Raw genomic sequence first — 14,518 nt, forward strand, 5'->3', positions numbered from 1 at the left:
GCCGCTTACTGGTGCAATGCTTTATGGGCATACTCAGCCAAAGTATGTGTGATTTCTTTAATTAATTTGGATTTCAAATTCCAAACATGCCAGTACAAGGGGATTTTCAGATGCTGATCTGGAGTCAGCTTGATCAGTTTCTCTTGTCTTAACAAATCCTCCACTTGTATATCTGGTGCCATTCCCCAGCCTAAGCCCAATGTCAGAAAATTGAGGAATCCCTTAGAGGAGGGGATTTCATGAGACGGGTATTGGCCGGCCTCTATGCCCCAAAACTGCTTTAAGTAGCGGCTTTGCAGCTGGTCCTTATAGTTGAATTCAACTGCGGGAGCATAGCGAAATTCATCCACATCGACTGGGTCCGAGAAGTAGTGTGCTTTAAAAGCCGGAGTGCATACGGGGTAGTAGGCCATGTGTCCCAATGGAATGGACTGACAGCCCTGCAGGTTACTGGTTACCGAACTAATACAGCCAATGACTTCTCCGTTCTTGAGCAGCTCCAAGGTGGCTTCCTGGTCATCGACCTTCAAGTCAACAAGCAGGTGGTGGGAACGAATGATGGGGGTTACGGCTTTAAGGAACCAAGTATCCAGGCTGTCCGAGTTAAGGGCGATACGCACCTTATTTTGGTTGCTATAGCGGGTTTTGCTGCCCTCCGGGTCTATGTCTGCTAGCAGCTCGTGTTGCAGGAGGTGCATCTGTTGGAAATAACCCAGCACCTTGAGACCGGCCTCGGTGGGTCGCAGTGGTGTTGAACGTATCAGCAGGGCCTGACCGACTTGTCCCTCAAGCGCTTTGATTCGCTGGGATACTGCAGATTGACTGACGTGAAGCAAAGCGGCGGCCTTATCAAAACTCTGCTCCTCTACCACGAAAGCAAAGGCCTGAAGCTGTTTAAGATCTAACATAAGATATTCTTATGAGGTATCAATATAATTAAATTTACTTATTCTAGCTCGCCTCTTAATCTCCCGCCACTTTTCCGACCCGCACACCGCGGGCAGACCCCAATGACCACAGGAGGCAACGTGATTTCGGGTTTGCTACTAGCCCCTCTGACAAAGGGCTTTATCACTACTATCAGCTTGATCATGGCAATTGGCGCGCAGAATGCTTATCTATTGACGCAGAGTATTCGCCGCCAGTATCACTACAGTATCGCTGCGCTGTGTGTTCTAATGGATATTGTCCTGATCACCAGTGGTGTCTACCTGGTATCACACTTGGCCCAGGCAGAAGGGAACTGGATGCTCTGGTTGACCTGGTTGGGCGTGGCTTTCCTGGTCGGCTACGGTGCTATGGCGTTTCGCTCCGCCTTTACCAATAAGGGGCTGGAGGACAAGAAGGAGTGGGTTAAATCCAGGCGTTCTGCCCTAATCACCGCCGTGGCACTTACCTTGCTAAACCCCCATGCCTATGTAGATACCGTTGTTTTGATCGGCTCGGTCGGTGCTCAGTACGCAGGGGAAGGTACTTTATTCTTTGTAATTGGCGCCTGCAGTGCTTCGGTGCTTTGGTTTGCGCTGTTATCCGTTGGTGGCAGTATGATGCAGCCGCTGTTTAAGAACCCAAAAACCTGGCGAGTACTGGATGTATTGGTGGGTATTATGATGTGGTCGATTGCAGCAAGCTTGCTGTGGGCACAGTAACCAATCAGATTAACTGAGCGGTCATTGGGGGTTTTTTAAGTTATCCGCTCCGATTCATGCATGCCCGGATAAATCAGGCATGCATGAATAATTATTAGCTTCCCATTGTGGATAAGTGGAAAACCCTTTAGGCAATCGCCATCTCTTTATGTTCAGTCTTTCTGCTTAAGTGGCGACCCATATTGATAGCGGGTTTCTCAATCAGCTTGTACACCAGACTTCCCAGGGCAATACTCACTAGGGTCGTGGCCAACATATAGACCTCTACAGAATAAGCAGAAAATGACTGTGCCCACGACTGCTGTATGCTCCAATTCAGCCCACGCATCACAATGGGGTGGAACAGATAAACCGAATAACTGATGGTTCCCAACGCTACCAGACTGCGCCATGGCCTAAAGGGTACTAGCAGAACCACAAAGAAAATAGCCAAAGCAATTAAGTGAGGCAGAGCAAAGCGCAAGGGGTCTTCGGTTACGGGTTTACCTACAAAGTAAAGAAATAAAACCATTAGAGGGATTGAGAAGGTGCCTGCCACTGCGAGAATGGCATACCAGTAGTTAGTCTTACGCACATAACAATGCCGAATTAAGGTTCCGCAGAACATAACAGCGATACAGAAAGGAATATAAGTAACGCTTGGGGCCATCTCTGGCAGTTTTATGGGTAACTTTTCCAATAATTGCCAACCTACAAATAGAGATAACCCACCCCAACAGAAGAGTAGTAGGACCAGAGGGTTAGCCAGTTGCCGTTTGGCAAAAATCAACGCACATAAGCAGTAGAAAATTAATTCAACTGTCAAGGTCCAGTAAAGCCCTTGTACATTATCAAACCCCATTAACCCCTGTAGCATGGTTGTATTTGCGGCAATAGTGGCTGCAGGATACATCCAGTCGCTGATAAGCCAAGTTAGCCCTAGTGCCATAAATAGCGATGTCCAGTAGGCTGGATAAAGACGGAAGAAACGGCGAATGGCAAAGTTCTTTAAAGAGCTTTGAGTACTAGAGAGGCTGAAAGGAATAACAAAACCTGAGATTAAAAAGAAACAGATTACACCTATTCGGCCAAAATCTAGCTGGTTCACAAACTCAGCCAGCACGGTGCCATGTTGGGCGATACTGGAATTACGGATAAAAACTTCACTGCTGTGTTGCCAAACAACGAGAATTGCTGCAAGCCCCCGCAGTGCATCAAGATTCAGTAAACGGCTATTCATAGATTTGCTGTATTCCTTTCATCAGCAGTGTGAAACCCGTGGGTTCATATTTTTCTATATCACTATGGATCAGAGTGAAAAATCATGGCTGTCACTAATGGTGAAGCACAATTTTTTGTAAATAAAAGGTACGCTTTTGCAAGGCGAGTCGCGCTTGAAATCAGGTCGAAAAAAAGTGCTTCACAAGCATAAATGTAAGACTTTCAGAAGCTTCAACCAACACTGATCCATTAGCGGATTTTACCATAAATCTACGAATTAAAGGATGACCTGGTTACTGTTTGCCGATTCAATCGACCCGTTTATGTGCCTTACCATCAAAACTTCAAGGGTACAAAGTGATTCGTCACCAGTATCGCAAGTAAAAGAAACAAGAAGGTTCCCACTATCCAAATACAAGAGAGAACGATCGGCAGCGAGCGCATGATCATCCCATGTCCCTCATGGCCCGGCTGAGTAGAAGGAGTGGACATGGGCACGGTTGGCTTTATGTTGGCATCATGATTCGCTTCCGCTGAACAGAAGCCCAGGCAGGGCGCAGGCCCATCCTTCCCGGGTAAAGTCATACATCCATGCTTCAGATGGTTTTTAACAAGCCAATAGTTGATTGGATAAGCAATCACACCACCAACGATGCTTGCAAGGCTCATTCGAAACCAAAATGTGGCATTGGTGGGATCTTCCGATTCTGGCCACACTGAAGCCAGAATCACCATGGTTGGAATCATTCCTCCCATCACCATATTCATAGAAACGGTTTCGGCGAAGAATGTTTTGCGCACTGCCCTTAGATACTTTCCCTGGTACATACCCAGCATCATCAGTGCCTGAAAGATGAATAATCCACAAATAAAGCCGGCAATATACTCAATGGTGGCATCCCAGCCATTGGTGAGACCAAAGAAAGGGACGATGGACGCAGCAATAACAATGCCAGTAGCATCCCCAGCTAGGCAGTGCATCTCACTGTTAACGCTTTGTTTCCAGGTGGCACGTGTAAAGGCATCGTGACCACCGGGAAAGGGGCGTCGGCAAGTCAGTAGATACAGAATCAACCCAACAACACCTGTATATACAACAACCAATATCCACGCCATACGCTGTACCCAGCTGGTCGGCGCGTTGGTGATGGAATCCCAAACAACAAAGACCACGCTTATAGCCGCGAAAATAAACCAGACAAGCATTGCGCCATTTAGCATGTCAGATGCTCTTTAAGGAATAGGTCGGTATCTAGCAGTTTAATTGATAGGTACCAGTTTTGGAGAGTCTGAATGGGTATTAGCCCTATCTATTCGCAGCTACATGCAGGTACATATTGATATATCTTACTGACTTTTTCTGGGCTATGGTGCAGGATTAAAATCTTAGAAGGTATTAGGGCAATCCCTGAAGTACTCAATTTGAGACTGAGTTATATTTATCCGATTGATCCACCAAATGGCTTGGCTTAAGCTTGATTTGTTGAAGATATCTTAGATTAGCTTTTTTTTCATATTGATTTGACCTAGGCTCATATATTATTCATTTGATCCTGCTTGGTAAAATTTGATGGTGAGTTTTAGTAACTGCAACGATAGTGCCTAAATTTTTTTAGGCACTAAACGATGATGTAAAAATCAACCGAAAAAACGCTGCTAATTTCTACATTAATTGCAGCTTGTAAGTACATAAGGACTATTTATGTACTCAAAAATAGGTCTTACTACTGGGTCAGAAGGAAAGAATACACTGCGCTCAAGACGCGCTGTGAATACATCCCTGTAAGCTCGTAATCGGCATCCATGCCTCATACGGTCCCGAGCGCAGTGTATTCTTTCCTTCCCCCTTTTTAGTAAATGGAGAAGAAATGTCTAAAGATCCTCAACTAGTGGCCGAACAGCTAAGGAAGCCCTCCGGTGCTCTAGCCTCCGATACTGCATTGCAGATGAATAAAGCCAATAAAGCAACGAACATGGCCGCACTAGAATTGCTTAATGTGGTGGATCATGATCGTATTCTCGAGATTGGGCCCGGTAATGGTAAGTTTGCAGTCGATGTACTTCGTCAAGGTTCCAGCATTCGCTATACGGGGGTCGATTGGTCTAGTGATATGGTCGCGAGTGCGAAATCTCTTAATTCTAAATATATTGAGTCGGGACGGATGGACTTTAAGGTGGGGACCTCAGAGAAGTTACCGTTTGCCGACAGTCAATTCGAGAAGGCGATTACTGTCCACACCATCTACTTTTGGGAGTCTCTCAAAACGCACTTGTCTGAAATACGCAGAGTACTGGTACCTGGAGGAAAATTTTGTATAGCTTTTGGTGATAAGTCTTTTATGCAGAATTTATCATTTACACCGTTTGGATTTCAGCTTTTTGATGAAAGCGATATTAGAACTCAATTAGTTGAAGCTGGCTTTAGGGTTCTATGTTGTGAAAGACATGTTGAGTATGGAGAGAGTAATACCGGTGATCTGGTGGAGAAGTTAATAAATATTGTTTTATGTGAAGCTTAAACACAGACTTAAATATGGCTACAACAAACTTGCCCTTGCTGCTGAGTATATCTGGTAGGATTTGAATAAAAACTTGCTTTTTAAGGCTCAAGTACAGAATTGGCATTTTTTAGTATGGAAAATCAAAGAGAAGATTCTCAAGGTGTGGCCTCTGTTTGCTAGGGTGTTTGAATGATTAGTTGGATTAGTTATTGGTTTCGTTAATTTTGTATTGATAGGTATTATTATCTTTGCTTATATTGATGGCTACCTTGTGTATTTACCAATGTTCGAGCAATTTCATCTAATAATTGATCATGGTGCTTTGCATTTTTTTCACCAGATTTCTTTAGTTTTTTCAAGTTTTTAGGGGACGCATCATCTAATGTAGGGTTGGCATCATACAGATTTGGCTGAATCCGGTAGTACTTGGTGTTTTCTACAGTAGTTGAAATTTGTTTCAGATAATAATGAGTCATTTGAGCACCGCCACTCAGAGCGATATCGATAGAAGGTCTCGCCCAATTAAAAATTCCCCAGTCTTTCACTTCTTTGTACTTATAACTTCTTAGTTGTTTGCCTGTACCTAGAGATACAATAATCATATCCTTGATTCCCCCCACACCGCTGAACTTAATGGCCTCTGAATAGGCGCATAGGGCTGGATCGCTGGCTACCATTCCGCCATCTACCAGGATATATTTTTTATTAAGCGGTGGTAAAGAATAAATACGTGCGGGCTCAAAGTAAGTTGGCGCAGCGGTGCTGCCTCGTAATAAATCTCTTACCAAGAAGTCTTCATTCCTTACTGTGGCACAATGTTGTCTAAAAATGATTTGCTCTCGCTTTCTGATGTCGTAGGAGATGAAGCAAGAAGGTTTTAATAGTTTGCTTAACTTTGTATTTCCAAAATACTTTTTTAGCACCTTTTCTAATTCATATGTGGAGTATTTTTCCCCCCTGAGATATCTCCACTTATCCAGGTAGGGCCAGATTCCAGTATCAAATACCTTACCTCCTTCTTGTAGGTAAATATCGACAGCTTCCTGTGCAGTGAATTTTGGCCTTCCCTCTTTGTTGGGGCAAATATAGGCTGCACCTAATATTGCGCCGGTGCTTGTTCCTGCAATCAGATCAAAGAAGTCTCCTATTCTGGCGTCGGAGTTGCCCGATTCCACCTTTAGTTTATTCTCAAGAGCGACCAAGATTTCACCGGGTAATATTCCCCTTATCCCCCCTCCATCAATAGATAGGATTCTGATCGTCACTTTTATTTCTCCTTAGATCTATTGATTATATGTGATTCTAGAAAGATAGCACCAGCATGAACAATTAATACTTTAAATATTTCGTTTGATCAATATACCTCAGGAGAGATTGCTACTTTCAATAAATTACCTACTTAGAAGTATTGTTGATGATAATTTCCATAAAAGACTTAGAGAGAGTTTGCGTTAGTGACGGAAGTTATGCGTGCATAGATAAGGATAAATGAGGCTGCCGAACATTGAAAATACGATCATTCTCAATCCCCTCAAGAAAATGATATCTAAAAATAAAAAACACTGAGGAAATACTAATTTACAGATATACGCGTGTAATTTAGTGGTTTATATATAAATTTTTTTCGGTTCATGTGATCACTCGGAAAGCTTGGTCTACTTTCTTGCCTACAAAACTTGATGATATTGAATGAGGTTAGCCCTAGACTACCGTATTTCCCTATTACTATAAGGCTCAATGGTCTCGGCCAGACGCTCAATTTATCCTGCCAATATATAAGATCAGTTAGGCGCACATAGTAACTATCTTGACCCGGACTACAATGAATCAGGTTCAAGAGGCGCCGAAAGTGGAGCTTCTCAGATTAAGAAACTTGCTCAAGGGTACCCATTATGGCTATGAACCTCGCACAGAAACTGATCAAGAGTCATCTCGTGAGTGGTTCATTGGAACCCGGTAGCCCAATAGAGATCAAGATTGACCAGACGCTGGCACAGGATGGTACCGGCACTCTGGTGATGTTAGAGCTAGAGGCGCTTGGTTTATCACAAATCAAAACTGAGCTTTCCGCCCAGTATGTAGATCACAACCTTCTACAGACGGACTTCAAAAATGCGGATGATCACCTGTTCCTGCAAAGCGCTTGTCGCAAGTTTGGACTTTGGTTTTCACGTCCCGGTAATGGTGTAAGTCACCCGGTACATATGGCTTGCTTTGATATACCCGGAAAGACGTTACTTGGCGCCGATAGCCATACCTGTGCAGCCGGCTCTATGGGCATGCTGGCCATAGGTGCTGGTGGCCTACAGGTGGCCATGGCCATAGCTGGCGTACCCTTCGCGCTGAAAATGCCGAAAGTGCTCGGCGTAAAGCTTGAGGGTGAATTGCCGCCCTGGGTCAGTGCCAAAGATATCATCCTGGAAATGTTGCGCCGGCAAACGGTCAAGGGCTGTGTGAATAAGATTGTCGAGTATCACGGCCCAGGCCTCGCCAATCTGACCGCGATGGATCGCCATGTAATCGCCAATATGGGGCAGGAGATGGGTACTACGGCCAGTGTCTTTCCTGCCGATGAAGCTGTGAAAGCCTTTCTCAAACAGCAGCATCGGGAAAGCGATTATGTAGAAATGAAAGCCGATGAGGGTGCGAGCTATGACGAAGAGGACACCATTAATTTATCTGATCTTGAGCCGCTGATCGCCTGCCCATCCAGTCCAGACAAAGTGGTAACCGTACGTGAAGTGGCGGGTCGCCCTATTTACCAGAGCTATATTGGCTCTTCTGCTAACCCTGGGCTGAGGGATTTCGCCATACCAGCGCGTATCGTCGCAGGTCGTCGATTAGCCGACGATGTCTCTTTTGATATCAACCCAACCTCGCGCCAATTGCTTGAGGAGCTTAGCCGGAGTGGCGATCTCACAAAACTACTTGAAGTGGGCGCGCGCTTGCACCAAACAGGTTGTGGCGGTTGTATTGGTATGGGGCAGGCTCCGGCTACTGGCCGTATCAGTCTACGTACTGTGCCACGTAATTTTCCTGGCCGATCCGGCACAGCAGATGACCAAGTCTATTTATGCAGCCCTGAAACCGCCACTGCCAGTGCTTTGAAAGGTGTGATCACCGATCCTCGTGAACTGGACATGGACTATCCCAGCTTTAGTGAGCCGGAATATCTACCAGATATAAGACCTTTACTCCAGCCACCCCAAGAAATCCCTGTAGCCGTTGAGCTGATTAAAGGTCCGAATATCAAACCGTTGCCAAACTTTGAAAAGCTTCCAAACAGTTTAACGGGCCCGCTATTACTGAAAGCGGGTGACAACGTTTCGACAGATGAAATACTGCCTGCCGGAGCTGAAATTTTACCTTTGCGCTCAAACATCCCCGCCATTAGTCGCTATACATTTTTCCGTATTGATGAAAAATTTTACCAGCGGGCGATAAAATTGAATGGTGACTGTTTTGTTGTTGGTGGTGAAAATTATGGGCAAGGCTCCAGCCGTGAACATGCAGCGGTATCATCACGATTTCTTGGGGTAAGGTGCATAATTGCAAAAAGCATGGCTCGTATCCACCGCCGTAATCTCATTAACTTTGGTGTTCTGCCACTACTTTTTGAGAGCTTTGATGATTACGATCGACTTGAGCAGGATTCAATTCTTGAGATTGAAAAGCCAATAGCGCAACTGAAATCAAACAAATCTATAAAGCTTTTGATTAAGTCATCCGGCGAGAGTATTAATCTGCGCAGTGACTTGTCAGCAGATGAAATCGAAGTGCTAGAGGCTGGCGGTATGATTAATCAAGTGCGAGAAAAGTATCTGAGTAACGAGAAATAGTGGGTTTTACTACATCTGTAAATTACTCAGATGCTTTCATAGATACTTTTAATATCGAATAGCCTTTTACGCTAAGTGGCATCTTGTTTTTCTAACCACTTTAGAATGATCTGATTTGTTTCTTCCGGTTTTTCCTGTTGAATCCAGTGGCCGCAGTTGAGACTGGCTATATCAACATTGGGAACGAACTCTTTTAAGTTTGGAGCCTTAGGGATCAAGTCTCGATCGACGTAAATCATAAGTGCTGGCTTTTGGATGGTTGGCTCTACATCTGCCAAGATCTGCCAATTTCGGTCAAGGTTTCTATACCAATTAATACTGCTCATGAAACCTGTTTTCTCAAATGCGGAAACAAAAACAGCCAGTTCGCTATCACTCATTAAGGGCTCGCCAAGTGGCACTTTTGCTTTGGCGAGATCGATCATCATCATTCCAGGCTCAGGTGGTGCTGGAGGTATGTTCTTGCGGAATATATTGCGAAGGAATTGTGAAGTATTTGCATCTAACACAGTGTCCGCGATGCCTGGCTGTCGGTTAAAGTGAACGATGTAATAGTCGCTCCCTAGGAATTCTTCCATAAATTCGACCCACGGCTTTTCTGTGCGAGCCTGGTAGGGTAGGGCCATATTTATAATTTTATTGACCCGGTTTGGATGTAATAGCGCAAGCCCCCAAACCACCATTGCACCCCAATCATGGCCGACAAACGTGGCATCTTTGTATCCGTAGTGATCAAGAAGCGCGACGAGATCACCCGACAAGTTTTCAATGTCATAGTCAGTTACATCGGCAGGACGGGATGAATTGCCATAACCACGCTGGTTTGGAACGATAACGTGGTAGCCGGCTGCGGCAAGTACAGACAGCTGGTGGCGCCAAGAATAGGCATGTTCTGGCCAGCCGTGACAAAGTACAATAGGTTTTCCCGTATTCTGTTGGCCTGCTTCAAAGACTTCTAACTCAACACCGTTGACTGGAATAAGAGTGGGGTTGGGGAATTCGGTTAGATTAAACAATGTATCTCTCCTTTTTTTGAGGCTCAACAATGCCTTATGTGCCGGACAGCCCCTTTTCTTCGACTTGGGGCTACGGATGTGCGTTGCAATTTCAGAACTCCTTTGCTGAAAAGAACAAACATAGGCTAAAATCAAATGGTGCCAAATAATGTCACCATTTAATAATATCCTTACGAAATGAGTGTTCGCCTTCGACAAGACGCCATCGTGCGCAGCCTTCGCCGAAATGGTACTTCTACGATTGCTGACTTAGCTGAAGAGGTCGGTGTATCCAGGCGTACGGTGTTGCGTGATATTAGCGCACTGCGCGATGAGGGCTTTGTTATTCACTCTGACCCTGGTCCTGGGGGCGGCCTGCAATTAGACCCGCAATCGGTCCAAACCACAGCGCGCCTCTCGGTTGCCGAGGTCTTTGCACTCCTTATCAGCGTTGCATCAATGCGTGCGGCCGGGAATTTACCTTTTTCGGGGCTTGCAGATACTGGGCTTGCCAAAATAGAGAAGGCTTTACCACCGGACAAAGTACGTGATTTACGCCGGTTTTTAGACTGCTTATATATCGGTAAGCTTTCACCGCAGGTAGACGTATCAAATATTCAGGAAATGGAGCCCGCGCTGCTCCCCACTTTCGAGACAGCTTTTCTCCAGCGGTTACAACTAAGCTTCCAATACCGTGATGCAAAGGGATCTGTAACCAGTAGGGTTGTTGAGCCACAGGCGATGCTGATTTTACCACCTCTATGGTATCTGGTAGCTTGGGATCCCGCACGCAAAGATTTCCGTCATTTTCGAATGGACAGGATCAGCAAACCGGAGTATCTCAAGGGCAAAAAATTTCGGCGGCGACATGTCTTGTTCGAAGATAGTGTCTCTCCAATTCGGGATTTATCTCGTTAATCTTTACGAGCTTACAAAAGCTAATCTTTCGGTTTTTTTCGTTCTTAGAGTAAAATACTGTATTTATTCAGGCTTTTTTATAAGAGTTATGAGGGAGTCATTACGAAATAAGTCAACAATCCATACTAAGATTTTAAATATTTCTGACTGTTTTCACTTAAGCTTAAATCTTTCTTATTGATATAGTCTGAATATATCTTTACCAAGGTTCGTGACATCATAATTCTATTGATAGTTCAAGTAATCGTATAGATATGATTATGTCAGTACGGAGATATATTCCTGTTCTATTTCTGTAACTCGTTATTGACGGCACACTCCTTTAGTCTCTATTACATATTTGGCAACTTTTAAGCTGTTTTTAAAAGTTATACTTGCGACACAAACAGTATCACCTATGCTTAGGTTCAAATCACTAACTACCTGAATCACTCTCCTATTATTCAACTCTACACTATATGAATACTCTAGCGTCCCCCTGCTACCTGCACCTGAAAAACCATGGTGATATTTTGATGTAATTCTGCCAGTCTGTTCTATTACCTTTTCAGTATTACTCGCTAGGTTGATTACGTGGAGCAGAGTTAATAAAAAAAAGAGAGCTATTAAAGCAAATCCTTTCCATTCATCATAATAAAACTTCAAAATTTTGATTCTTCGCATTAGCTAGCCGTATAATATTCGAAGCTTTTATTTGTTTAATTAAACTGTAGTCACAGAGAGTCATGTGTATAGAGAATCATACTTCCTTTGTAAAACATTCAAGTTAGAATCAGGCTCTTTTTTTGATGTTTGGTTTTGGAATTTATGCTGGGGTCTTGTAGATGCATTTTAGCCTATAAAAGAGCCGTATACTTAGATAGATAGTTGTTAAAGTAAAAGCTTGTTATCAATTGGAATAAATTCACTCGCCGCGTTGAATAATGTGGCAGCTGTCAACTCTGGTACGCCATATACTTCAACCTTTTTATCTCTATCTAATCTGAGCTTATGCACAAGAATATCAAAGTCACCATCGCCTGAAACTAAAACTATAGTGTCTACTAAGCTTGAATATTCCATCGCATCTATCGTTATCCCCACATCCCAATCACCTTTGGCGGAACCATCGGACCGTTGAGTGAAGGGTTTTAGTTTCACCTCAAAACCGATAGATCTTAAGATATTTTGAAATTGATACTGTTTTCTATCGCCACGGTCGATGGCGTAGGCCACGGCTTTTACGACTTTCCTTCCATGAGTTACTTCAGACCAAAACTTATTATAATCAAAGTTTTGTTTATGGATTTGCCTGCATGTGTAATAAACATTCTGCACGTCAACAAGAATGGCAACCTTTTCCATTTGATAATCCAATAATGTTAAAAGCCTAATACCAAAAATAGCGATATTGACTGTTATTTATAATGTTGACACTTTATGTTGCTCGCCTTTCAATTTCAAGCGACAATTGCTAGTCAATACTAAATTTTGAATATTCTGGATTATAAAAACAGGATATTAAAAATGACAGCATGTATTGGCAAAGTGATGGTATATAAATTCAATGCTGTGCAAACTGAACGCTTGGAATCCCATCTACCATTAGCGAATAATTGTGCTGACCGACCAAGTTAGTGCTTAAATCGGTTATTCAGGCCATATTTCAGAAAATTTGTTTGTCTTAATAAGTAGAGTAGCGTTGAATGGAGTTCAGTCTCCCTTGACCACTTGTAATTGGTGCAGGGCTACCTTTCTGAACCACCCATCTTTAGTGATGTTCTTTAGCGGTTTTTCGTCGTTTTGACAGATCCCAGTATATTCCGCGACTCATTCAGACCTCAAAAATCTTCAAGACACCACTTTGTGATAACAGATTGATTTTTAGCCTATTCAGGGATCATTAAGGGTGTTGGGTCCATTGTGGGTTGACAAAGCAGGATCACCATATCTTATACTGTATGCATGTACAGTAGTTTGGTAAGGGTAGTCATGGGAACCAGAAGCATCATTTTCGACGGAGAGCCTGTCCGGATTTGCCGGTATCGTTCGGATTATGACAACCGAGCAATGTATGCTATCTGTATGCTGAATTATACGAAGTATGTGCGCAGCTTTTCAGTTTCTGTAGGTGTAAATCTGCGCAAGGAGTTGGACCTGACATTGACACAGATGCGGGAGGTTGAGCGCAGTATGGATTGGCTGGCAGCCCCTGCATAAGGATGTAAGGGCTTAAGCAGTTTTATCGATAAGGAGATAGATCATGGGAAGAAAGATCAATCGATTCGTAATTTTTGCAGAACGAATTCATTTGATGAATGGCGGTGCAAAAAGTTTTAGGGATTCTGCACCCACCGAGAAAGCCGCCATGGAGCTGGCAGAAGAAATTGCTAAGTCTGAGAAAGCGGTGTTTTACTCTTGGCTGCAAATTCTCGATATTATGACTGGCAACTATACCGAGTATTCAATCAAGACCGGTGGGGTGTTGGAAGAAAGGGAGTGTCCGGACAGTAAAAACTGAATAGCTAGTTAATGGTGCCCTCTGGTTTTAGTCAGGTTCGATAAAAGTGAAGAAGGCATCATAGAAGAAGGCACCATAGAAGGGAGCCTTAACCGTTGCGAGAGTGGCCAGGAAAATCCCTTTTCCGAGAGGTTGTTTTACTGCGAAAAGGCTATTAGCTATGTTGTTTTGCACTGTTTTAATTTGAGCTGTCACTAAGGTCGATATTGTCACTTAAGTGTCAGCTCACTTACTATTGCTATCTAAATTGATTGTTTTTGATCAGGTAGAGATTGAGCCTACGATCAAGGGGTTAATTGCCTTTCGTCTTTTAGATCTGGGATTATCTCTCGGTCAAAAAAATGATTTATTTGTAGTCATTGACAAGCTGCCCATTTGATGACCCCTTGAATTGTGGGTGTTCATCATCAATTTCGTAAAAATCAGATTTTTCGCTGGTGAAAATATGCCCCATTGTTTTCAACCCGGTTGGGCCATCTAGTGATCCTGCAATAATTCCAGTGGCATCGAGATTAAATGGCTCCCAGAAGAGGCTTGAGCCACATTGCTGGCAGAAGCCTCTGCGGGCTACTTCTGACGTTTTATACCACGCTAGCCCGTCATCTTTTGTTATCTTAATATTTATTTTGCGAGCCTTTGTGTGAGGGCCGAAACTTCCATGCAACTTTTGACACATACTACAATGACAGTTAACTACGTCGCGCAGTGGCCCTTTAACCTCGTACCGTACAGCTCCACACAAGCAACCACCGGAAGTAATTGTATTCTTGCTATTCATACAATGAGCCCGTAGTTGTAATAGTTGATTTAAAATAAGAAACTAAATTAAGCATTCTTTTTTATCATCGATAAGATGATTTGTTTGAATTGTAAATTCTGATCACACCAAGTGATGTAAACATAAATGTTGGTAGCT

Annotated in this window: 14 protein-coding genes; 6 read left to right on the forward strand and 8 right to left on the reverse strand. The window is 43.6% G+C overall.

From position 1 onward, the window contains the following. Window positions 1-5: 5 nt before the first annotated feature. The gene (locus FIU95_RS05030; protein ID WP_152452101.1) at window positions 6-908 is read right to left on the reverse strand and encodes a LysR family transcriptional regulator ArgP; all 903 of its coding nucleotides are present in this window, start codon (window positions 906-908) and stop codon (window positions 6-8) included. 102 nt (window positions 909-1,010) lie between these two features. Here FIU95_RS05030 and FIU95_RS05035 point away from each other — a divergent pair, with 102 nt between their 5' ends. After that, window positions 1,011-1,649 (forward strand): LysE/ArgO family amino acid transporter, encoded by a 639-nt coding sequence (locus FIU95_RS05035; RefSeq protein WP_253868862.1) that lies wholly within the window; start codon window positions 1,011-1,013, stop codon window positions 1,647-1,649. A gap of 127 nt (window positions 1,650-1,776) precedes the next feature. Here the strand turns inward: FIU95_RS05035 and FIU95_RS05040 are convergent, their stop codons facing one another. Together FIU95_RS05040 and FIU95_RS05045 are read right to left on the reverse strand one after the other, a co-directional pair. Beyond that, window positions 1,777-2,868 carry an acyltransferase gene (locus FIU95_RS05040; protein ID WP_152452103.1) on the reverse strand — a complete coding sequence of 364 codons (1,092 nt, stop codon included), beginning with the start codon at window positions 2,866-2,868 and terminating at the stop codon, window positions 1,777-1,779. Window positions 2,869-3,185: 317 nt separating this feature from the next. Beyond that, window positions 3,186-4,070 (reverse strand): DUF4396 domain-containing protein, encoded by an 885-nt coding sequence (locus FIU95_RS05045; RefSeq protein ID WP_152452105.1) that lies wholly within the window; start codon window positions 4,068-4,070, stop codon window positions 3,186-3,188. Window positions 4,071-4,717: 647 nt separating this feature from the next. On the opposite strand from FIU95_RS05045, the gene FIU95_RS05050 reads away from it, so the two are divergent. Beyond that, a complete protein-coding gene (locus FIU95_RS05050) occupies window positions 4,718-5,368 on the forward strand; it encodes a class I SAM-dependent methyltransferase (protein WP_152452107.1) in 651 nt (216 codons plus the stop codon). Between the two features lie 224 nt (window positions 5,369-5,592). On the opposite strand, the gene FIU95_RS05055 is transcribed toward FIU95_RS05050, so the two are convergent. Next, complete coding sequence (locus tag FIU95_RS05055) at window positions 5,593-6,615, reverse strand: patatin-like phospholipase family protein (protein WP_152452109.1); 1,023 nt, start codon at window positions 6,613-6,615, stop codon at window positions 5,593-5,595. Window positions 6,616-7,242: 627 nt separating this feature from the next. Here FIU95_RS05055 and FIU95_RS05060 point away from each other — a divergent pair. Then, window positions 7,243-9,189: an aconitate hydratase gene (locus FIU95_RS05060; protein WP_152452111.1), complete on the forward strand. Its 1,947-nt coding sequence runs from the start codon at window positions 7,243-7,245 to the stop codon at window positions 9,187-9,189. 71 nt (window positions 9,190-9,260) lie between these two features. Here the strand turns inward: FIU95_RS05060 and FIU95_RS05065 are convergent, their stop codons facing one another. Beyond that, window positions 9,261-10,205, reverse strand: coding sequence for an alpha/beta fold hydrolase (locus FIU95_RS05065; protein ID WP_152452113.1), 945 nt, complete (start codon window positions 10,203-10,205; stop codon window positions 9,261-9,263). Window positions 10,206-10,382: 177 nt separating this feature from the next. On the opposite strand from FIU95_RS05065, the gene FIU95_RS05070 reads away from it, so the two are divergent. Further along, window positions 10,383-11,102 carry a YafY family protein gene (locus tag FIU95_RS05070; RefSeq protein WP_152452115.1) on the forward strand — a complete coding sequence of 240 codons (720 nt, stop codon included), beginning with the start codon at window positions 10,383-10,385 and terminating at the stop codon, window positions 11,100-11,102. 303 nt (window positions 11,103-11,405) lie between these two features. Here the strand turns inward: FIU95_RS05070 and FIU95_RS05075 are convergent, their stop codons facing one another. Next, window positions 11,406-11,765 carry a hypothetical protein gene (locus FIU95_RS05075; protein ID WP_152452117.1) on the reverse strand — a complete coding sequence of 120 codons (360 nt, stop codon included), beginning with the start codon at window positions 11,763-11,765 and terminating at the stop codon, window positions 11,406-11,408. Between the two features lie 207 nt (window positions 11,766-11,972). Continuing rightward, window positions 11,973-12,446: an NYN domain-containing protein gene (locus FIU95_RS05080; RefSeq protein ID WP_152452119.1), complete on the reverse strand. Its 474-nt coding sequence runs from the start codon at window positions 12,444-12,446 to the stop codon at window positions 11,973-11,975. 627 nt (window positions 12,447-13,073) lie between these two features. Here FIU95_RS05080 and FIU95_RS05085 point away from each other — a divergent pair. Both FIU95_RS05085 and FIU95_RS05090 read left to right on the forward strand, forming a co-directional pair. Continuing rightward, a complete protein-coding gene (locus FIU95_RS05085) occupies window positions 13,074-13,301 on the forward strand; it encodes a hypothetical protein (protein ID WP_152452121.1) in 228 nt (75 codons plus the stop codon). Window positions 13,302-13,344: 43 nt separating this feature from the next. After that, window positions 13,345-13,602 carry a hypothetical protein gene (locus FIU95_RS05090; protein WP_152452123.1) on the forward strand — a complete coding sequence of 86 codons (258 nt, stop codon included), beginning with the start codon at window positions 13,345-13,347 and terminating at the stop codon, window positions 13,600-13,602. 346 nt (window positions 13,603-13,948) lie between these two features. Here FIU95_RS05090 and FIU95_RS05095 read toward each other — a convergent pair whose 3' ends face one another. Beyond that, complete coding sequence (locus tag FIU95_RS05095) at window positions 13,949-14,380, reverse strand: GFA family protein (protein ID WP_152452125.1); 432 nt, start codon at window positions 14,378-14,380, stop codon at window positions 13,949-13,951. Window positions 14,381-14,518: the final 138 nt, after the last annotated feature.

Source organism: Microbulbifer sp. THAF38 (assembly GCF_009363535.1).
Lineage (GTDB): Bacteria > Pseudomonadota > Gammaproteobacteria > Pseudomonadales > Cellvibrionaceae > Microbulbifer.